This is a genomic window from Bacillus sp. LR_5, assembly GCF_042709275.1.
The window spans coordinates 1-21,012 of the sequence record NZ_JAVAXX010000063.1 but is presented as its reverse complement, the minus strand read 5'-3'; the positions used below and the strand labels follow the sequence as shown (position 1 = coordinate 21,012).

The window sequence follows — 21,012 nt, the reverse complement described above, 5'->3', positions numbered from 1 at the left end:
ATTGAAAGCGTTTTTTGACAGGGGGATGGGTGAAATGATCACCAAAGATGTAAAAGAACAGCTGATCCGAATCGTCGGACCGGAAAACTTTGATGACTCCAATGCCGGCCGTCTCGTCTATTCATATGATGCGACACCGCAGTTTCAGTCTATGCCTGATGCCGTGATTGCACCGAGGAATACAGATGAAGTATCACGAATTTTAGCGGTTTGCAGCGAACATCAAGTACCGATCGTTCCAAGAGGATCAGGGACAAACCTGTGCGGCGGCACGTGCCCGACCGAAGGCGGACTAGTTCTTCTCTTTAAGCATATGAACCGGATTCTTGAGATTGATGAAGAAAATTTGACCGCCACAGTCCAGCCGGGCGTCATTACGCTGGATATGATCCGCGCAGTTGAAAGCAAAGGTTTGTTTTATCCGCCTGATCCGAGTTCTATGAAAATATCAACCATAGGCGGAAACATCAATGAAAATTCCGGTGGGCTCCGCGGATTAAAATACGGCGTCACCCGCGACTATGTCATTGGACTGGAGATTGTGCTCGCAAATGGAGACATCATCCGCACCGGCGGAAAACTCGCAAAGGATGTGGCCGGATACGATCTCACACGCCTTTTTGTCGGCTCAGAAGGAACACTCGGCATCGTGACAGAAGCCATCGTCAAACTCGTTCCAAAGCCGGAAACAAAGAAGACGCTGCTTGCTCTTTATGAAAATATCGATGCCGCTGCTCAAACCGTATCAGACATCATTGCCGCAAAAATCATACCCGCCACGCTGGAATTTCTCGACCAGCCTACACTTTTGGTCATTGAGGATTATGCCAAAATCGGACTTCCGACAAACGCAAAGGCCGTTCTGTTAATTGAGCAAGACGGGACGCTTGAAACCGTTGCACGGGATATGGAAAAGATTGAGGCGATCTGCAAAAAAGGCGATGCTGTTTCCGTTCAGACCGCCCAAACGGAGGAGGAAGCATTTGCCCTGACTGAAGCCCGGCGTTCTGCGCTTTCTGCCCTAGCCCGCCTCAAGCCGACGACCATTTTAGAGGACGCGACCGTTCCTCGCTCAGAAATCGCCAATATGGTAAAAGCCATTAATGATATTGCCGCCAAATACGATATTTCCATCTGCACCTTCGGCCATGCGGGAGATGGGAACCTTCACCCGACATGCACGACAGACATAAGAAATGAGGATGAGATGGAGCGTGTCGAACAGGCTTTTGCCGAGATTTTTGAGAAAGCGATTGAACTTGGCGGCACGATTACCGGAGAGCACGGGGTCGGGGCCATGAAAGCGCCCTACTTGGAGATGAAGTTGAAAAAAGAAGGCATTGCCGCGATGAAAGCGATGAAAGCGGCATTTGATCCCTGTAACATATTAAATCCGGGCAAAGTGTTTGCGAAAGACGCCAGAAAACGTGTGGTGACGGAAAGATGACAACAAATAAAGAAATGAAACAGATCCAAGATGAATTCAAAGAGCGTATGGATGAAGGCGAGCTTTTGAATTGTATGCGCTGCGGCTTCTGTCTTCCTTCCTGCCCGACCTATATCGAATCGGGTTTTCAGGAAACTCACTCTCCGCGCGGGCGCATCGCCTTAATGAAAGCCGTAGCTGACGGTATGATTGAACCGGATGAAGATGTCGAACGTTCGCTATCACTTTGCCTCGGCTGCCGCGCCTGTGAACCTGTATGCCCGTCAGGCGTGAAATACGGACAGCTGCTTGAGGAAGCCAGAGATATTATCCACCAAAATAAAAAACATTCGCTCGGCGCACGTGTCATGCGAAAGGCGGCTTTTCACGAGCTGTTTCCGCATCAAAACCGCATGCGCTCAGCAGTAAGCCTTATCGGTTTGTATCAGCGGTCAGGACTGCAAACCGCTGTGCGTAAAACCGGTATGCTTCGCGTCCTGCCTGAGCATTTGCGGACGATGGAAGCTGTTCTACCTGATGTCCCTAAAAGTAAAGACATGAAGCATCGGCCGCGTTTACTGCCGTCAATCGGCCCCATGAAAAAACGGGTCGCCTTTTTTTCCGGCTGCTTAATGGATACAATGTTTTTACCGACCAACAATGCCACACTGAAGCTGCTGCAGTTGGCAGGCTGCGACATTGTCATCCCGCCTGAACAGGCTTGCTGTGGGGCACTGCATGGTCACAGCGGTGAAAAAAACGCGGGGAAAGAGCTCGCTAAACAAAATATTGCTGCTTTTGAAGCGTTAGACGTGGATGCTGTCATTACAAACGCAGGAGGATGCGGAGCCTTTCTCACTGAATATGATCATTTGCTGAAGGATGACCCCGAGTGGTCGGAGCGGGCCACTGCATTTGTTCAGAAGCTGAAAGATTTTTCATCCGTTTTGGTTGAACTCGATTTTCATCAAATGGACTTAGCGCTCGAGACGCCCCAGGTCATTACCTATCAAGATTCATGCCATCTAAGAAATGTGATGCATACGTCGCTCGAACCCCGCCAGCTTCTTCAAAGCATCAAGGGGGCCGAATTCAGAGAAATGGAGAAAGCAGACAGCTGCTGCGGATCAGCGGGAATTTATAACATCGTGGAAGCTGAAATGTCTATGAAAATACTGGACAGTAAAATGGCTGCCGTCAAAGCAACCGAAGCGATCGTCATTGTGACATCAAATCCCGGCTGCCTGCTGCAGATGAAGCTCGGCATTGAGCGCGAGGGACTAAGCGGTAAAGTCAAAGCCGTTCATCTGGCTGATTTGCTGCTGGAAGCAGCTGGACACAAAACATCATAAGAAAGCCCAAAACAGAAATTGTTTTGGGCTTGTTCGTTATTCCATCGGACTGCAAATTTCAATATAATGTCCATCCGGGTCAGCGATATAGGCGACCGTCTGCCCCCATGGCTTCACTTTCGGCTCCCCAATAATCGTGACACCTTGTTCTCTTACCCTTTTAATAACCTCTTCTACGTTTTCAGTGACAAATCCGATTTCAAATGTGTTTGAAGCAGATGTATCTGGAATGTCTAGCTGCGTGATTTCTCTGGCGCTTTCTCGCGTATTAAGCGCCAATATCGTAGATCCTGTTTCAAATTCGACATACGTTCCGTGTTCAGCACGAATCGGCAGTCCTAAAATATCCCGATAAAAATGAATGGCCCGCTTGCTGTCTGATACGTATAGAATAAGATATTTCATTGATAGATTCATTCCCAATCCTCCTCAACATTTTCATTAGCCCTTCTATCCCGGGATAGAAGCTTCCATCCTTAAGCTCGGATCTCTCCACATCTGCGCCCATTTTTTCACAGCCGCCACGATAATGATGAAGCCTAACAGCAGCATGATGATCGATAATACGCCATTCAATACACTGTAGCCTGCTGCTTCAGGATTGAGATACACATTGCGCACCATCCAATAGCCTGCATAATTGACAGTGACATATAAATAGGCAAGCGGGATAAGGCAGGTCAGAATGTAACGGCGTTTATCAGCGATTTTCAGCACTATAGTCGCTCCGATAATCAGCCCAACTGAAGCCATCAGCTGATTGGACACGCCAAACAGCGCCCAAATAGAACCGATATCCCCTGAATACAGCAAATAGCCCCACATGAAGCAGGCAAGTGCGCTGGCAAATACAGATCCCGGAATCCAGTCTGTTTTCTTCAGCGGTTTATACACCTCTCCAAAGAAATCCTGGATCAAATACCGGGCAACACGTGTCCCCGCATCAATCGCTGTTAAAATAAATACGGCTTCAAACATAATGACAAATTGGAAAAAGTATGAGGCCAAATGGCTGAAAAATGGCATTTCCGTAAAAATATAAGTCATTCCCACCGCAAGCGTGACGGCTCCCCCTGTTCTTCCTTCTAAGTCCAAACCGATTTCCCTGCTCAATTCAGGCAAATGGACGACATCCATACCGAGCGTACGGAAAACCTCAGGCGTACTGTTAATTGCAAAGTAATCAGCAGGCTGCAAGGCGGTCGCTGCAATCAGCGCCATGATGCCGACAAGGCACTCGACAAGCATTGCACCAAACGCAACCGGCTTCATATCACTCCATTTATTCAGCATTTTCGGCGTCGTACCTGAACCGACAAAGGCATGGAATCCCGAGATCGCACCGCAGGCGATGGTTATTGAAATGAACGGCCAAACAGGCCCTGCCAGCACCGGTCCTCCGCCTTTTACGAATTCTGTAAACGCAGGAAACGGGATGGACGGATTGACCACAAACATCCCTGCAATCAAAGCGATAAAAACACCGATTTTCATAAAGCTGCTTAAATAATCACGCGGTGCAAGCAGCAGCCAAACGGGAAGCGCCGCTGCAAAGAACGCATAAACAGGGAGCGCTATTGCAAGCGTTTTCGTATCTAGCGTTAAAAAGTCACCGAGCGCGGTAGTCTGCACCCATGGGCCAATAAAGACTCCTACCATTAAAAAGAGAAAGCCGATCGTTGACGAAAGCTTTAAATTTCCCGTTTTCTTATAAAATAAGCCCACGCCCATCGCAATCGGAATCGTAATCCCTACCGCAAATGTTCCCCATGGATTGCGTTCAAGCGCATGCAGCACAACCATCGACAGACCCGCCATCGTAATCGTGATAATAAACAGCATGGACAGTCCCGTACAAAATCCGGCAACAGGGCCGAGCTCGTCCTTCGCTACTTCTGACAGCGATTTTCCATTTTTGCGCATCGAGGCAAACAGCACAACAATATCATGGACGGCTCCCCCTATTACCGCCCCGATTAACAGCCATAACAACCCCGGCAAATAGCCGAACTGCGCCGCCAGAATCGGTCCGACCAACGGCCCAGCCGCTGCGATTGCCGCAAAATGATGGCCGAACGAAACCCATTTATTTGTAGGCACATAATCTTTTCCATCCTCAAGCGCGTGAGCAGGCGTTGGCTTGTCATCATTCACTTTGAGAACCTTCACCATCATAAATGTTCCGTATAAACGATAGGCGATAGCCAAAATACACATTGACGCTGTCACAATTGTAACCGCATTCATTTTCTCCCATCCCCTTTGCTGTTTTTCATAAATATATCATAATTTCATGGTGAAAAGCGGTCATTTTTTCCTATACAAAAAAGCCGGCTGGAATGGGCCGGCTTGTGGCAATTAGTTTAGTTCAATGTCTCCAGATGTTGTACGAACTTTTAAACGGTTAGAGGTCCCGCTATCACCTACATAACCTACAATACGATGCTCTGATTTTTCTTTATACAAGATGTGATCGAGATTGGCCGCGGCATCACCTGAGTCTGCATGAAAATCCACTGCCAAAGATGCAGGTTCTTTCTGATACTCTACTGACACACTTCCGCTCGTAGTGACGATGTCGATCTCTTCGTTCTGATGATCCTGAAGAAGATCAATATCCCCGGAAGTTGTCTTATAGTTCACCTTTTCAGCTGTTGTGCGGCTGCTTTTTATTGATCCGCTTGTTGTCTTTACCTCACCTTGGCCGAATGAATTTTGGTCAGTTTGAATTTCTCCGCTCGTTGTTTTTAGCGTCAGCTCGTTTTCGATGCGTGTATGCTTCAGCTCAATATTTCCTGATGTAGAGTCAGCAGCTGCTTGATCCGTTTGCGCATTTCCTATCAGAATATCGCCAGAGGTTGTCGTTACGGTTATCTCATCATACTTCTTTTCCGGAATCGTGATGGTGATTTTCATATCCTTTTCGCTGCCCCACGGTATAAAAGAGATGATATTCTCGCGTGCTATTTGATTGATTTTTAATGATTTGCCATCTTGGCTCACATCGAACAGCTTTTTGCTTTTATCACTGACTTGTCCTTCAGCAGCTACCTGAATATCATCCGTTTGCCCGCTTTTGACCTCTGCATGCATCGAGCTCGTTGTTACCACAATTTTTTTAACATCTGCAGCATCATATGTTTCGGCAGCGTTCACCTCTTCTTTTGTAAAATCCGAGGCAGCTGCAGAGATGACAGCCCCGATTACCCCGACTGCAAATACTGCGATCAATCCTATTATGATTTTTTTCATGTCTGCGCCCCCGTCACCAGCTTAAAATTATATCTGATATATCGCAAACTCATGCCATACAGCAGCTTGCCTAAATGCCACAGCCCTATACACAAGAGCAGCCCCAGACTGCCAAACACGAGTGATAAAAAGAACTCCAGCATCATGTGCGTATTCATTTGAAACATCACCATGCCGACAAACATAATTGGTGATACAGAAAGTGCAAGCGCCGCCCCGCATAAACCCACGTACACTCCAAAAATGCCAATAGCTGGTCCCAGCACAAAAATCAAATTTAAGATGCTTATCGCTGCTGCTGAACATGCCATCTGAAAGAGGTTCTTCTTAGGGCGCTGCACTGCTGGAGCAGTTTCCGTGACATCTGGCACCAATTCCTTTGCTATTTGTTTTGGGGAGCCGAGTTCCCTGATGATGTCCGCTTCCGGCCTGCCTTCTTTCATCCCTTCTGTAATATGTTCTTCAAAATCAAATAAGATCTCATTCCGCTCTTCTTTAGAAAGCGGCTGTAACGCTTTACTTAACTCCTGTAAAAACTGTTCTTGATTCATCGTTCTCCTCCCCTTGCCGCATCAATGATTTGATTGACAGATGCTGTGAACTGATCCCATTCTGCCAGCAGCAGTTTCATTCGCATGAAACCAAGCTTTGACATCGTGTAATATTTTCTGGCAGGCCCTTCGGAAGACGGCGCCATATATGTTTCTAAATACTCTTCTTTCGTCAGTCTCCTGAGAAGAGGATATAAGGTGCCTTCAGCAATCGCCATGTGCCTGGAAATGTTTTGAGAAAGCTCATATCCGTATTGGTCTTTTTCGGATATTAATACAAGCACACATAGCTCTAATGCTCCCTTTTTGAATTGAGCATTCATCATAAGATCCTCCCTGCGGCTGGTCAATTTTGTTTATTTTTCCCACCACTTATCCATATGGTAACATCCACTACTGAACATTACAAGGTACTGAATGATATCTACTGAGAAAAAAAGAAAAACCGGAGAGAGATCTCCGGCTTTGTTTCTCTTATGATTGTTTTTTCAGGCGGATCACATTCCAGGAAAGCGGCGTGAAATGCGCGGTTAGGCCGTTTTCGCTGACAGACGATATTCCGTTGGAATGCGGGACGACATTTTTTCTGTTATGCTGGTTTGTCGCTTTGATATCCTGATGCTCGAGTACGATGTGCTCTGCGATTTGATAGGATTCAAAACCTCTGAGCGAAATCTCCGTCTCCATCTGATCCTCAGCTTTGTTTACCGCAAAAATGGTGAGTGTTTCTTCCTCTTCTGAGTACACAACAGCGGCATCAACATATGGCACATCAGTAAAATCTGAGCAGTCGTACTTCGGAGAAGAAATAAGCGGTTTCAGTGACTCACCTCTTCCGTACACAGAAGCATGCATGTACGGATAGAAAATCGGCTGTCTCCATGCTTCTCCGCCTTTTTCCGTCATGATCGGCGCGATGACATTGACAAGCTGTGCAAGACACGCGATTTTCACACGGTCTGCGTGCTGCAGCATCGTAATGAGCAGAGAGCCGACCAATAAGGCATCTTCAAAATTATAAATATCCTCTAAAATAGGCCGCGCAGTAATCCACGGTTCTACTTTTTTATCAGCCTCATTTGAGTGATACCAAACGTTCCATTCATCCAGAGAGAGATTGATTGTTTTCTTGCTGCGTGTTTTTGCTTTTACATAGTCACAGGTTGCAGCGACGGATTTGATAAAATGATCCAGATCCATGGAACGGGCCAAGTAGTTTGGCAGATTGTTATCCCGGTTTCCGTAATACGTATGGAGAGAAATATAGTCGACATGCTCGTACGTATGCTCCAGTACCTTTGCTTCCCAATCGATAAAGGTCGGCATGCCGCTGTTTGAGCTGCCGCAGGCAACAAGTTCAATTGATGGGTCAACCCATTTCATGACCTTTGCCGTCTCCGCGGCAAGCCGCCCGTATTCGTCAGCTGTTTTGTGGCCGATCTGCCACGGGCCATCCATTTCGTTACCCAGGCACCATGTCTTGATGCCGTACGGCTGTTCATAGCCATGTGATCTTCTTAAATCACTCCAGTAAGAGCCTTTCGGGTGATTGCAGTATTCAACGAGATTGCGGGCGGCATCTATGCCTCTTGTGCCAAGGTTGACGGCCATGTTGACCTCAGTGTTCACCTTTTTTGCCCAAGATAAAAATTCATTTGTTCCCACTTCATTGGTTTCTGTCGTTTGCCATGCCAAGTCAAGCCGTCTTGGGCGGTTTTCGACAGGCCCGACACCGTCCTCCCAGTTGTAACCGGATAAAAAGTTTCCGCCCGGATAGCGGATGATCGGAACCTGCAATTCTTTGATCAGCGACTGGACATCCTTTCTAAACCCGTCTTCATCCGCTTCAGGGTGATCTGGCTCATATATGCCTTCGTATACCGCACGCCCCATATGTTCGATAAACGATCCATAAATCCGTTTGTCTACTTCACCGATTTTATATTCTTTGTCTACAATCATTCGCGCTTTTTTCATCACACGTTTCCTCCCTTTTTAACCTTTGACTCCGCCTACTGTCAGGCCGGAGATAAAGTACTTTTGGAAAAACAAGAAAATGATAATCACCGGCAAAATCGCAAATACTGAGCCGGATATGAGCATGTCATAGTTGTTTCCATAAGGGCTCAGCAAGCTGGACAGCCCAATTGGAAGCGTAAACATTTCTTTCGAACGAAGCACGATCAGCGGCCATAAGAAGTTGTTCCAGCTGTTTAAGGACTGGAGGATAATCATCGCGCCGAAAGCCGGTTTCATCAGCGGCGCCATAATCCTGAAAAAGATGCCGAATTCCGTACAGCCGTCCATTCTTGCAGAGTCCAGCAGATCTCTTGGCAAACCAAGCGCATACTGCCTGAAAAAGAAAACAGCAACAGGCGAAACGATGAACGGCAATATGACACCCGTATACGAATCAATCAAATGCAGTCCGACGGTAAGCTTAAACAACGGAAGCATCATCACTTCCAGCGGAACCATCATAATAATCAGCACAAGAACAAAGATGATATTTCTGCCCTTAAAATCATAAACCGCAAGCCCGTACCCGATCATCGAAGAAAAAAACAGAGTGAGCACGGTCGTAAAAAGTCCGAGCACAAGACTGTTAAAAAACCATTTGAAATAAATGCTGCCGCCATTAAACAGAAATGTGTAGTTATCAAAACTCATCACTTTTGGATCAATATCAAGATTCAGCCCCACACGCAAAAGCTCAGATGACGGCTTTAATGATCCTAAAAGCAAGCAGAAAATCGGAAAAATATACAATAGGCTCAGCATAATAAAAAACAGGGTTAGTGCGATTCTGTAAACGCTAAACTGAGGACTGTGCCGCAACATTTATCCCTCCCCCTTAAACGAGCCTGACAGCTTTAATGAAATCAGGCTGACAACAAGTATCACAATCAAAAGCACAATGCCGATGGCCGCTCCGTATCCCATTTCGTTGTAGGCAAGCCCCTGCTGATACAAATATCCGACAAGCGTCAGACCAATATTACCCGGGGAATTATTTTGCCAAAGGACGTAGCTTTCCTCAAACATCCTGAATCCGCCGATGATACTGATGGTCAGCACATATACGGTTACTGGCTTGAGAAACGGCAGCGTAATGTGCCGGAATTTTTTCATCGTATTCGCGCCGTCAATATCGGCGGCTTCGTACAGCTCTTTCGGCACATTTTGCAAACCGGCCAAAAAGTAAAGGATGTTGATTCCCATCCATCTCCACGAAGCAAGCAGCACCATTAAAAACATGCCGGTATGCTCATTGTTCATCCAGTTCTGAGGTGAAAAGCCAAGTTTAAGTAAGATGGAATTGGCCAGCGATGTTTCCATTTCTCCGAAGATCAGCCGAAAAATGATCCCCGCCACAATTGTAGAAGTCAATGCCGGAATGAATAGCGCTGATTTGAATATATTTCTGAATTTGACCAGCTTTGAATTCAGGAATATGGCCAGAAGCAAAGGAACAGGAATCAGCACAATCAGCGTCCAAAAGGTGTATTCCAGCGTATTCCAAAGGGCTGTATAGAACGTCGGGTTGTTTAGTGCTGTATAATTAGACAATCCGACAAACGACACCTCTCCCGGCAAAATTCTTTGAAAGCTCATGATGAAGACACTAATGATGGGGTATAGAAAAAATACGAGAAAGGATAAAACAAATGGCGCAGTAAACAGATAAGGCGCCGCTTTTTTCGAATAAAATAAATCTCGCCAGCCTGATTGTTTCTCAGCTGAAGGAACGGGATGAACCGTTCCCGTTTTCACAGGTTTCATGAGAACCTCCCCGCTTTCACTTTTTGAATGGGATTCTATTTCTGTTTCAGTTCACCTGCCGCTCTGTCCAAGGCTTGTTTAGGCGTTTTTTGCTGAGATTTAAGTGCGTCGAACAATACACTTCTGTTGACAAGGTCTGAAGCCTTGGCAAAATCCTCATGTAAATATATCGGATTGATTTCATCCTTGATATCGAGCAGCATAGAAAAAATGCCTGTTCCGTTTTGGAAGTAATCCGTGTATTTGTTTTTCTCTTTCAATTCCTTTGAGCTCCAGACATCCCAGCGAAGCGGGTCAAACCCGAGTACGCTCCAAAGCTTTTTGTTTCCTTCTTTAGAACCCTTCGCAAAAGCCAAAAACTCTTTTGCTAACTCAACATGCTTGGATTGCTTCGGTACAACAGTTGCCGTACCGCCCAAACCTGCCGAACGGTCGCCTCCCTCTTTCCATGCCGGAAGCGGCCGGATGGCAATCTTCCCTTTCAGATCAGGCATATAATCTATGAATCTTCCCATATACCAAATCGGCATCAGAACCGACGCTGCTCCGCCTTGGTTCATAAAGCCGTAATATTCTTCACTATGATGCCCGCCGCCTGGTGCGGCAATCATCGTTTTATCATTAATCATGTCCTTTAAATATTGAAGTGTTTTTACATTGGTGTCATTATTGAGGATCAGCTTGCCATTTTTATCAAAATAGCCTGAGTTTTGCTGTGAAATCATGGATAAGAACGTTCCGGAATCATTTGTTTCCACCGTTCCCATCGGCTTTCCGGTTACTTTGCGCACTTTCTGCCCGGCTTTATGGTAATCATCCCATGTTTTAATATCATCAGGATCGACGCCGGCTTTTTTCATAACATCCATGTTATAAAACATCACTGTCGTCCCTACATGCGTATCCAGCCCGTAAAGCTTGCCGTTTTTGCTGTACAGGGTAAGCCGTGCCTCAACGAATTTATCGCGGTCCTTTTCAATCAGCGGAGTCAAGTCGGCAAGCGGGATATCAGAGCCCTTCAAAAAGTTTGAAAAACGAGCCAATTCGACATCGGCAATATCAGGGACACCTTCTCCCGCGATTAAGGAGATAGACAAATTATCGTGCATTTGCCCATATGGATAAACGACCGTATTCAATTTAATTTTGCGGTCAGGATATTTTTTGTTCCATTCCTTCACCATTTCCACATAAAATTGCTCATGAAGTCCGTTAAATGTCCAAAAGGTCAGTTCGGTTTCACCCGATTTCCCGGATGATCTTTCTGCTGAACACCCAGCAATGCATAATGTCAGCAGCATCATGAGCACAAGAAAACAGGCAGTCATTTTTTTCATTTGCGTTACCCCTTCCATTCGAGGTGCGGGCTATTCATATAGACCATGATTGATCAGCGTCTTGTTTTCATTGATGATTCTTAATCCGGTGCAGCGGTCTCTTAAGGTGTGCGCGTGTCTGAAGGCATTCTTGACGGAATCCTGCCCGACACCGATTTCGTCAAAAAACGCAGGGCCTCCGGCTGATCTCAGCCAATTGGCCAATACTTCTCCTTCTGGGAGCGTTTCATAAGCCGATTGAATGGCTTGCCGCTGGCGCGGAGAAAATTCGTTCAGCCCGTCATCCTGGGCGAGCTTTCTGTATGTGTCAGTTAATAACACAGCGGCACAGCCCACCTTTGCCCCATGGAGAATCTGAGGCCGGTTTTTCTCCATTAATTCCATCTCAATCCAATGGGAAATATGATGCTCTCCCCCTGATGCCGGGCGGGAATGATCTAAAGCCAGCATGACAAGCCCCGACACAATTAAAGATTCCATTAAAACCTGTATGCCTGTTTCCGTTTTCATCGCAATGTCTTCTGTGTGTTCGATACAGGCATCAAGTGCCTCCTGAACGATCTTAGCCCCTGCTGGCGAATAAGGCTCGCCGGCAAGATGCCGGGATATTTCCCAATCAGCTAAAGACGTGATTTTACCGAGCATGTCGCCAAATCCAGCCGCCACCATTGACTGGGGTGCGGTTTTTAATAGATCCAGATCAGCGAACAGCGCACACGGAGCCTTCGTTTGGATGGTTGTTTTCGTACCGTATAAAATAAGCGGCGCTCCGGCTGATGTAAAACCGTCTACAGATGGGGCAGTCGGATAAGAAATAAACGGCAAATCCCTCTGAAACGCTGAGAAGCGCACAATATCATGAATCGTGCCCGAACCGACTGCGATCATGACATCCGTTGTTTTTTTCATATGGATCAGTACATGAATGAGAGACCGTTCATCAGCCGTCACATCTCCGGCTTCATTTTCCGGAATGATCAGGCACTCGGCCTGGAATCCTTTTTGATTCAAGCGGTCTTCCAAATCAATTCCTGCAATGCGATGTGTATTCGAGTCGCAGACTAGGACGATCTGTTTGTGTTTTTTTCTTTTTACATACTCTAAAAGCGATTCGGCTGCTTGTTTTTCGAGAGCAATTTCTTCCATTTCGATAGGAAACGTCTTTTCTCCGGCTTGTTCAAAAGCACGCTGAACGTCAGCTGCGATACGATTCATAACAGAATCCCCTCCTCAGCTAATTTGGTTACATCCTTAATAGACTCCAGCACATAATCCGGTGTGTACAAACGCTGTTCACCCGGTTTCGCAGAACCAGTAAGCACTAAGGCGCTTTTCATGCCATAAAGCTTCCCCATCGCAATGTCTGATTCAATGCTGTCTCCGATAATCATGCATTCATGTGCGGACAGCCCCATTGCTGTACATGCAGCCTCCGCCATCAGCCATGACGGCTTTCCGACAACAAGCTCCGTTTTCGCTTGAGCGGAAGCCTCTATCGCCCCAATCATTCCGGCCACATCGATGGCATTGCCGTCTTCATTTGGAAAAGAGCGGTCTTTGTTCGTAGCAATGATACGAGCTCCGCCTGCGGCCGCTTGAAAGGCTTGATTTAAATCTTTGTACGTGAGCGTTTCATGAAGGGAGATCACAAGCCAATCCGCTTCCTTCGGTTCGTTCGCGTGATGCACGCCGGCCAGCCTCAGCTCGTCAACCAAGCCTTGTTCTCCAAGCACCCACACCTTTGCAAAACGATAATGTTTTTTCAGAAAAGCTGCTGTGACACTTGACGACAGAACAATATCGCTTACATCCGCCTCTATCCCCGCGCCGAGAAGTTTTTTTCTGCACATGGCACGGGAGATATTCCCCCGATTGCTCAAAAAGACGATTTTCTTCCCCATTTCTCGGAGTGTATTGATCGCTTCTCTTGCCCCTTCAATCAATTCATTTCCTCTGAATACAGTACCGTCCAAGTCAATCAGAATGCCGGCCGGTGACACAGCGGAATCATGACTGGCCATAATACGCATTTGCTCCGTGTTTTCGATAAAAATGCTTTTCATGAAGGACTGTATTAATTGGATTTACATCTTTGTTCAACATAATGGAGTGATAGGCCATTTCCGCAACCGTTTCTAATACAACGGCGTTATGAATGGCATTTAAGGCGTCCGTGCCCCAGCAGAACGGGCCGTGATTATTCACAAGCACACCCGGAACCTGTTCGTAGTTATGATGCTGAAAGGTTTCAGCTATGACTTTTCCTGTATTCAGTTCGTAGTCATGAATGATTTCTTCATCGTACATTTCTCTTGTACACGGAATCGCACTGTCAAAATAATCAGCATGGGTCGTGCCTAAAGGCGGTATGTCTCTGCCCGATTGCGCCCAGCTAGTCGCCCATTGAGAATGGGTATGGACAATTCCTCCGATGTTCGGAAAGGCTTTGTACAAATAAACATGTGTAGGTGTATCTGATGAAGGCTTGAGCGAGCCTTCGACGACCTCTCCTTCAAGATTCAAAACAACCAAGTCATCAGCTGTCAGGTCGCTGTATTCGACACCGCTTGGTTTGATGACAATTCTTTCTTTTTCACGGTCAATACCGCTGACATTTCCCCACGTAAAGGTTACCAGCTGATGCTCTTGAAGCTTCAGGTTGGCAGCCAGCACTTCTTTTTTTAATGTTTCAAGCATGCTCCATCACCCTTTATGAATTCTTTTTGACGGCAGATGAAAATTGAAGATTTTTAATTGTTTTCAGACGTTTCATGACATGGTTTTCTTTTCCGAAGTAGTGAACAAGCTCTTTATATTCAGCGTACAATTTTTCATACACCGCAGCGTTTTCGGCGTTTGGCGTATAAGAAATATCTTTCAGTTTTCCCATGTGCGCCGCTGCCTCTTTGATGTCGTCGTATCCGCCGTTTTCTTTACCGGCAGCAAGCGCGCCGAAAATGGCAGATCCTAAGGCAGGGGCTTGCGGGGAACCAGAGATTTTAATGTCCATGTTTGTCACATCCGCATAAATTTGCATGACAAACGGGTTTTTCTCAGCAATTCCGCCAGCTGCGTACAGCTCCTCAATCGGAACCCCGCTTTCTTTGAACGTTTCGATAATCATCCGGGTTCCGTAAGCCGTCGCTTCAACTAATGCTCTATACATCTCTTCAGGCTTCGTCAGCAGCGTCATGCCAAGCAGCATCCCAGTTAAATCAGCATCAACAAGGGTTGAACGGTTTCCATTCCACCAATCTAAAGCAAGCAGGCCGCTTTCACCTGGCGCTTGAAGGTTTGCCTTCTCACTCAGCAGCTCATGAACGCCAATGTTTTTTTCCTCTGCTTCCTCTCGATACGCTTGCGGGACACATGTTTTTACAAACCAGTCAAAATGATCGCCAACACAGGACTGCCCGGCTTCATATCCCGCGTAGCCCGGGAGAATTCCGTTGTCCACGACACCGCACATTCCCGGCACGATATGTACCTCTTCGCCCAGAAGAACATGGCACGTTGAAGTTCCCATAATCATCAGCATTTTTCCTGGCTCTGTGATGCCGACCGCTGGCACGGAAACATGAGCATCAACATTGGCAACCGCAACAGCCGTACCTGGAAGAAGGCCTGTAAGCTGTGCCATTTTTTCAGTCAGTCCGCCGGCTTTTTCCCCTACTGAATGAATAGAACCCGCTAATTTGTCATTTGTAATCGTTTTCATTAAAGGATTTAATTTGCCAAAGAAATCTTCTGACGGATACCCCGCTTTTTCACTCCAAATTGCTTTATACCCTGCAGTACAGTTGCTTCGCTTAAGCGAGCCGCACAGCTGGTACACGATCCAGTCTGCAGCCTCGATAATCCGGTCAGCCGCTTCATAAATGTGAGGCGCTTCTTCGGCAATCTGCATGACCTTCGGAATCATCCATTCTGATGAAATTTTTCCACCGTACCGCTGTAAAAAAGCTTCTCCTTCTTCTTCCGCGATTTGATTGAGCCGATCAGCATGCTTTTGGGCCGCATGATGCTTCCAGAGCTTCACATAGCTGTGCGGCTCCTCTTCATATTCCGGCAGCATGCATAACGGCTGCCCTGTACTGTCAACTGGCAGGATCGTACAAGCCGTAAAATCAATACCGATCCCGATAATGTCTTTCGGTTCAACGTCCGTCTGTTCGAGTAAAGACGGAATGGTTGTTTCCAAGACTTCAAGGTAATCAGCCGGATCCTGCAGCGCCCAGTCCCGCGGCAGCTTATGACCCGTTTTTGGAAGCACGGTATCAATGACCGCATGCCTGTATTCTTTCACAGCAGACGCCAGTTCCTCCCCTGTTTCGACATGAACGAGCACCGCTCTTCCTGATAAAGTTCCAAAATCAACCCCTATTGTGTAAGCCAAGTGACATCCCCCTCTCTACTTTTGAAGCCGGTAAAGCGCCTCGTTCCATTTTAATTCGTGTTTCAGCTTGTGAATTGTCGTATCACGGGAAATGAGAACACTTTCGATCCCCGCCATTTCCGCCCAATCGAGCATTTGCTCTACTGTCAGTTCATAAGACAAGCAGGTGTGGTGTGCGCCGCCGGCTAAAATCCATGCCTCTGCCGCTGTTTTCAATGACGGCTCCGGCTTCCAGAGAACACGGGCCACCGGCAGATTCGGCATGTCTTTTTCAATTTCCTGTCCGTTGACCTCATTCAAAACAAGACGGAAACGCCCACCAATATCAACAAGGCTTGCTTGAATGGCTGAACCGCTGATGCCGTTAAATACAAAACGTGCAGGGTCCTCTTTTCCGCCGATAGAAAGCGGATGAACCTCAATTTTCGGCTGATCCAAAGCGACAGTCGGACACACTTCAAGCATATGTGAACCAAGAATCATTTCATTTCCCGGTTCAAAATGATACGTATAATCTTCCATGAAGGACGTTCTTTTTCCTTGAGCCATGATTTTCATCATCCGTACAAGAGCCGCTGTCTTCCAATCTCCTTCACCTGCGAACCCGTAGCCTTTCTCCATCAGGCGCTGAACGGCAAGTCCCGGCAGCTGTTTCATTCCGTGCAGCACTTCAAACGATGTCGTAAAAGCTGAGTATCCGCCTTGTTCAAGGAATGTGGTTAAGCCAAGTTCAATTTTCGCCTGTTCTTTAATCGACGCTACCTTTGCTTCGTCGCGTTTTGTTTCCTCGCTGATGACATAAAGCCTGTCATACTCCGCATAAAGCGTGTCAACCTCGTCGTCCGTAATTCGGTTCATCACTTCAACAAGGTCTCCGATGCCATATCCGTCAACTTGCCAGCCAAATTGAATATGCGCCCCCACCTTGTCTCCGTCCGTTACCGCGACGTGACGCATGTTATCTCCGAATCTGGCAACCTTAATATGTCGGCTTTCATTTAATGCAGCCGCCGTATCCATCCACTGTGAAATCTCTTTCTTCACTTCTTCATCATCCCAGTAACCGGCAACGACTTTTCGGCTCAGCCCCATTCTCGAGTTGATGTAACCATACTCACGATCGCCATGTGCGGATTGGTTGCTGTTCATAAAATCCATGTCAATCGTACCCCACGGAATATCGCGATTATATTGAGTATGCAGATGCATAAGCGGTTTTTGATAAGAAGAAAGGCCTTCTATCCACATTTTCGCGGGAGAAAATGTGTGCATCCATGTAATGATGCCCGCGCATGTCTCACTGTACTCCGCTTCTCTTAACAGTTGTCTGATGGTTTCCGATGAAGTGACGACAGGCTTGTGAGTGATTTTATATCTAGAAGAAACCCCGCTAAGCCCCTCACAAATGCTTTTCGCATGCTGATCGACCAGTTCCAGAGTCTCTTCCCCGTATAGGTGCTGGCTTCCTGTTACAAACCAGAATTCATAATCCTTTGTCTGAAGCATGTAAACTGCCCCTTTCTTCCTATAGTAAAACGCTTTCAATTACCCAAACAGATACGGACTAATAACAAAAAATAAACTATTTTCAATTAATTTGTACGAACAACTTTATTATATTAGTAGGTTTATTTACTGTCAATCATTTTTGTATTCTTTTACAAAAAGAAATGATTCGTTACTAGGTTTTCAGGTAAAAAAACGTGTTCTTAAGAACTACGATTGTTCTGTCAATCAATCTTCCGATTCGTTTTTCCATTAGAAAAAGCCCTGATGTATCAGGGCTAAACAAAGATGATAAGATGTGCATGATTAAGCTTTCTCTTAATAAGACGGCCAGCCTGAGCTCCAATTCAAATCATTGATTAACATCTTTGGAGTGCCGTTGTCTTTTGCATCATAAGCATGACGCACGAGTATGTTCCCGTTTACGATATCCTGTCCGCCCGGCCCTTTCCACTGTTCATTGCCGGCATCAAGAATCGTACCTCCTCCGTCCATCATGCTTTTACCGTTTCTGTCTACATAAGGACCTGTAATATTTTTCGATCTGCCGTAAGCAATTTTGTACGTACTATTTACGCCTTGACAGCATTTATCGAATGAAACCATTAAGTAATAGTAGCCATTATTGTATGTTAATGTAGGGGCTTCCAGAGCGCCGCCGTTATTTGGTCTGGCCGCTATCGAATATAATGAACCGGTTGGTTTCATCGTAGATTTATTTAATTTTGTTAATTTAATGCCACTCCAAAATGAACCAAATGCTAGCCAAGGGTTTCCATCTTTATCAATAGTTAATTCAGGATCAATGGCATTGTAATTATTGGCACTTGTCGACCGAGTAACAAGTCCCTCATCCTTCCAGCTGCCCGAACTGAGACTTGTAGTTGAAGCAAGCCCAATTAAAGAGGTATTGCTGCCAAATGAAGAAACTGAATAGTAAAGCCAGTACTTTCCGTTGTAGTATGTCACATCCGGTGCCCATTGGTTTCGTTCGTAATTAGGCACATATTGCTTCCACCAAGATAAAGGACTAGTGAAAATTGACTTTTGAACCCTCCATACTCCGTTACTGTCAGCTTTTAGAACACGTAATCCGTTTTCCTCAGCAAGACCTGTCCCAAAAGCATACCAAGTATTCCCTTCTTTTGCCATTGTCGGATCATGCAGAAGCTCGTTCGATGCCCCCCAAAAAGCCGCTGATGCCGGTAAAGCGGACAACATTACAGCACCAGCTGTTAAAGCTGCACAAGAAAAACGCAATAATCCAGAAAACGCTTTCTTTTTCATATTCATCAAATCCCCCTTTTTTGGAATATAGAAAACTTGTCTATCATCCAGACTAGCACAAATTTTCTATATATATCCTTATTGTAGAGTTGCTTATTGAATTTGTACAGACAAAAAAATAGAATCCGCCTTTTACAGCGGATTCTGATGGTTTTTATTCATATGTGATTTGGTCAACTGTCTTTCGGTCTAATTTCTTAATCACTTCTGTAATTAATTTGACCGCGTTTTCATAATCATCACGGTGCAGCATGGCCGCGTGCGTATGAATGTAGCGGGTTGCAATGGTAATAGAGAGCGCAGGAACGCCATTTGCCGTCAAATGGATGGCTCCCGAATCTGTTCCGCCGCCGGCGATGGCATCAAACTGGTACGGAATGCCTGCTTCCTCTGCGGTAGCGACAACTACATCGCGCAAGCCTTTATGAGAGACCATGGATGCATCGTAAACGATAATCTGCGGGCCTTTACCCATTTTGCTTTGCGCTTCCTTCTCGGAAATGCCAGGCGTGTCTCCTGCTATTCCTACATCAACACCAAACGCAATATCAGGCTGAATGGTATGCGCAGCCGTTTTCGCTCCCCTCAGGCCAACTTCCTCCTGCACGGTTCCGACACCATACACAATGTTTGGATGATCTGTATTTTGTAAGTTTCTTAACACATCAATTGCAATCGCACAGCCAATGCGGTTGTCCCAGGCCTTCGCCAGTAAGAATTTTTCATTGTTCATGACCGTAAATTCAAAATGAGGTACGATCATATCTCCCGGGATTACACCCCATTCCAAGGCTTCTTCTCGGCTTGAAGCTCCAATATCAATAAACATGTCTTTTATTTCCACTGATTTTTTTCTCGCTTCAGGAGATAAAATATGCGGCGGCTTGGAGCCGATAACCCCTGTGATTTCGCCTTTTTTTGTCACGATGGTGACACGCTGGGCCAGCATAACCTGAGCCCACCAGCCGCCAACGGTTTGAAAACGGATAAAGCCTTTATCGGTGATTTGCGTCACCATAAAGCCGACTTCGTCCAAATGCCCGGCGATCATAATTTTCGGGCCGTTTTGCACACCTGTTTTTTTGGCAATTAAACTGCCCAGCCGATCTGTTGTCACCTCATCAGCAAATGGTTCTATGTATGATTTCATCACTTGCCTTACTTCTCTCTCATTGCCCGGTATGCCTTTTGCATCTGTTAAATCTTTCAGCATGGTCAATGTTTCATCTAATTTTGCCATGTTTCAAAACCTCCTTCATCAGTCCTGCCTTCTTATTATACAAAACCTGGCGCTAACCATACGACTATTTCACTTGAAAATCGGGTATATGTTTTTAGAACTTTCTTTTTAAAAAAGTGAAACCTTTTTCTATGCTCTTCGTATTACATCAGATCATCACAATAAGGGAGGTGCCTTCACACAATGTTTGTCATGGTTTTAAGGATTATATTGCTTGCACTTTTTGCTTATTGTATTTATGCCGCAGTCAAATATGTCGCGAATCCAAAGAGAAGGCTCAAGCTGGCCCAATCAAAAGAACATTTTTATATTATTGATGAACAGAACAATACCCGAAAGAACTTTCAGCTGACGTATAAAGGCGTGCTTTTTGAAGGAGAAAAGCATATTCCTTCCAAGGACCATCCGCTGTTTATCCACACCATCTTTGTCTGGACAGAATCTCCTGAGAAGCTGAAACATTTCTCTGCAAAAGATTTTGAGAACATTGAAGAAAAAGTGCTGGAACGCTATCCGAATTGTAAGATTGACTGGGACCAGCCCATTAAACTCGCAAAAAAAGCAGAAGAGCGTTAAAACGCTTTTCTGCTTTTTATAAATCAAACGGGCTGTAATAAATGCCGATCAAGATCGCTTCAATGACCAAAAGAAGTGGCACTCCGTACTTAAAAGACGTGTGTTTCGTTTTATGTCTGAAGGTTTGCATGCCAAGCCAGACACCGAGCGCTCCAAACACGATCGCTATCAGCCACAGCCGTTCTTCAGAAATTCTCCATTTGTGCTGCTGCGCTTTTCGTTTGTCAACGCCCATCACCCAAAAACCGCATAGATTAATCAGCACCAAATAGACAGCAATAACCATGTGGCCTCATCCTTTATATA

General features: G+C 45.9%; 21 protein-coding genes. 3 read left to right on the top strand and 18 right to left on the bottom strand.

Translation table 11 applies throughout. The features are described from left to right. Positions 1 to 34 precede the first annotated feature (34 nt). The gene (gene glcD, locus RAC86_RS15075) at positions 35 to 1,447 is read left to right on the top strand and encodes a glycolate oxidase subunit GlcD (protein ID WP_072566657.1); all 1,413 of its coding nucleotides are present in this window, start codon (positions 35 to 37) and stop codon (positions 1,445 to 1,447) included. Next, entirely contained in the window at positions 1,444 to 2,778 is a 1,335-nt protein-coding gene (locus RAC86_RS15070) for a (Fe-S)-binding protein (protein WP_072566658.1), read from the top strand. The genes glcD and RAC86_RS15070 overlap by 4 nt, the downstream gene beginning before the upstream one ends. 36 nt (positions 2,779 to 2,814) lie before the next feature. Here RAC86_RS15070 and RAC86_RS15065 read toward each other — a convergent pair whose 3' ends face one another. The 17 genes from RAC86_RS15065 to RAC86_RS14985 all read right to left on the bottom strand — a co-directional run bounded on the left by RAC86_RS15065 (position 2,815) and on the right by RAC86_RS14985 (position 20,130). Next, positions 2,815 to 3,183: a VOC family protein gene (locus tag RAC86_RS15065; protein WP_236827595.1), complete on the bottom strand. Its 369-nt coding sequence runs from the start codon at positions 3,181 to 3,183 to the stop codon at positions 2,815 to 2,817. Beyond that, the gene (locus tag RAC86_RS15060) at positions 3,098 to 3,286 is read right to left on the bottom strand and encodes a hypothetical protein (protein WP_072566659.1); all 189 of its coding nucleotides are present in this window, start codon (positions 3,284 to 3,286) and stop codon (positions 3,098 to 3,100) included. Before RAC86_RS15060 ends, RAC86_RS15065 begins: the two co-directional genes overlap by 86 nt. Further along, positions 3,229 to 5,025: a carbon starvation protein CstA gene (gene cstA, locus RAC86_RS15055; RefSeq protein ID WP_072566660.1), complete on the bottom strand. Its 1,797-nt coding sequence runs from the start codon at positions 5,023 to 5,025 to the stop codon at positions 3,229 to 3,231. The genes RAC86_RS15060 and cstA overlap by 58 nt, the downstream gene beginning before the upstream one ends. 111 nt (positions 5,026 to 5,136) lie before the next feature. Next, complete coding sequence (locus RAC86_RS15050) at positions 5,137 to 6,030, bottom strand: DUF4097 family beta strand repeat-containing protein (protein ID WP_072566661.1); 894 nt, start codon at positions 6,028 to 6,030, stop codon at positions 5,137 to 5,139. Then, a complete protein-coding gene (locus RAC86_RS15045) occupies positions 6,027 to 6,581 on the bottom strand; it encodes an HAAS signaling domain-containing protein (protein ID WP_072566662.1) in 555 nt (184 codons plus the stop codon). Before RAC86_RS15045 ends, RAC86_RS15050 begins: the two co-directional genes overlap by 4 nt. Further along, a complete protein-coding gene (locus RAC86_RS15040; RefSeq protein WP_003222447.1) occupies positions 6,578 to 6,904 on the bottom strand; it encodes a PadR family transcriptional regulator in 327 nt (108 codons plus the stop codon). The genes RAC86_RS15045 and RAC86_RS15040 overlap by 4 nt, the downstream gene beginning before the upstream one ends. 151 nt (positions 6,905 to 7,055) lie before the next feature. After that, a complete protein-coding gene (abfA, locus tag RAC86_RS15035; protein WP_072566663.1) occupies positions 7,056 to 8,558 on the bottom strand; it encodes an alpha-L-arabinofuranosidase AbfA in 1,503 nt (500 codons plus the stop codon). Positions 8,559 to 8,576: 18 nt separating this feature from the next. Next, complete coding sequence (gene araQ, locus RAC86_RS15030; protein WP_003222443.1) at positions 8,577 to 9,422, bottom strand: arabinooligosaccharides ABC transporter permease AraQ; 846 nt, start codon at positions 9,420 to 9,422, stop codon at positions 8,577 to 8,579. Next, entirely contained in the window at positions 9,423 to 10,364 is a 942-nt protein-coding gene (araP, locus tag RAC86_RS15025; protein WP_003222442.1) for an arabinooligosaccharides ABC transporter permease AraP, read from the bottom strand. Positions 10,365 to 10,399: 35 nt separating this feature from the next. Continuing rightward, entirely contained in the window at positions 10,400 to 11,701 is a 1,302-nt protein-coding gene (araN, locus tag RAC86_RS15020) for an arabinooligosaccharides ABC transporter substrate-binding protein AraN (RefSeq protein WP_014114719.1), read from the bottom strand. A 30-nt stretch (positions 11,702 to 11,731) separates the two neighbouring features. Beyond that, positions 11,732 to 12,916, bottom strand: a complete 1,185-nt coding sequence (gene egsA, locus RAC86_RS15015) for a sn-glycerol-1-phosphate dehydrogenase (protein WP_072566664.1) — start codon at positions 12,914 to 12,916, stop codon at positions 11,732 to 11,734. After that, on the bottom strand, positions 12,913 to 13,731 hold the full coding sequence (araL, locus tag RAC86_RS15010) for a sugar-phosphatase AraL (RefSeq protein ID WP_072566665.1): 819 nt from the start codon (positions 13,729 to 13,731) through the stop codon (positions 12,913 to 12,915). Before araL ends, egsA begins: the two co-directional genes overlap by 4 nt. Beyond that, on the bottom strand, positions 13,709 to 14,398 hold the full coding sequence (gene araD / locus RAC86_RS15005) for an L-ribulose-5-phosphate 4-epimerase (RefSeq protein WP_003222433.1): 690 nt from the start codon (positions 14,396 to 14,398) through the stop codon (positions 13,709 to 13,711). The genes araL and araD overlap by 23 nt, the downstream gene beginning before the upstream one ends. Before the next feature lie 13 nt (positions 14,399 to 14,411). Next, positions 14,412 to 16,097: a ribulokinase gene (gene araB / locus RAC86_RS15000; RefSeq protein ID WP_072566666.1), complete on the bottom strand. Its 1,686-nt coding sequence runs from the start codon at positions 16,095 to 16,097 to the stop codon at positions 14,412 to 14,414. Between the two features lie 15 nt (positions 16,098 to 16,112). Beyond that, positions 16,113 to 17,603 (bottom strand): L-arabinose isomerase, encoded by a 1,491-nt coding sequence (gene araA, locus RAC86_RS14995; protein ID WP_061186738.1) that lies wholly within the window; start codon positions 17,601 to 17,603, stop codon positions 16,113 to 16,115. 318 nt (positions 17,604 to 17,921) lie between these two features. Then, positions 17,922 to 18,890, bottom strand: coding sequence for an arabinan endo-1,5-alpha-L-arabinosidase AbnA (gene abnA, locus RAC86_RS14990; RefSeq protein WP_072566853.1), 969 nt, complete (start codon positions 18,888 to 18,890; stop codon positions 17,922 to 17,924). Positions 18,891 to 19,044: 154 nt separating this feature from the next. Continuing rightward, complete coding sequence (locus RAC86_RS14985; RefSeq protein WP_014114726.1) at positions 19,045 to 20,130, bottom strand: M42 family metallopeptidase; 1,086 nt, start codon at positions 20,128 to 20,130, stop codon at positions 19,045 to 19,047. Between the two features lie 183 nt (positions 20,131 to 20,313). Here RAC86_RS14985 and ysdB point away from each other — a divergent pair, with 183 nt between their 5' ends. Next, positions 20,314 to 20,706, top strand: a complete 393-nt coding sequence (gene ysdB, locus RAC86_RS14980; protein WP_003222423.1) for a sigma W pathway protein YsdB — start codon at positions 20,314 to 20,316, stop codon at positions 20,704 to 20,706. Positions 20,707 to 20,722: 16 nt separating this feature from the next. Here ysdB and RAC86_RS14975 read toward each other — a convergent pair whose 3' ends face one another. Further along, entirely contained in the window at positions 20,723 to 20,992 is a 270-nt protein-coding gene (locus RAC86_RS14975; protein ID WP_003222422.1) for a DUF1294 domain-containing protein, read from the bottom strand. Positions 20,993 to 21,012 lie beyond the last annotated feature (20 nt).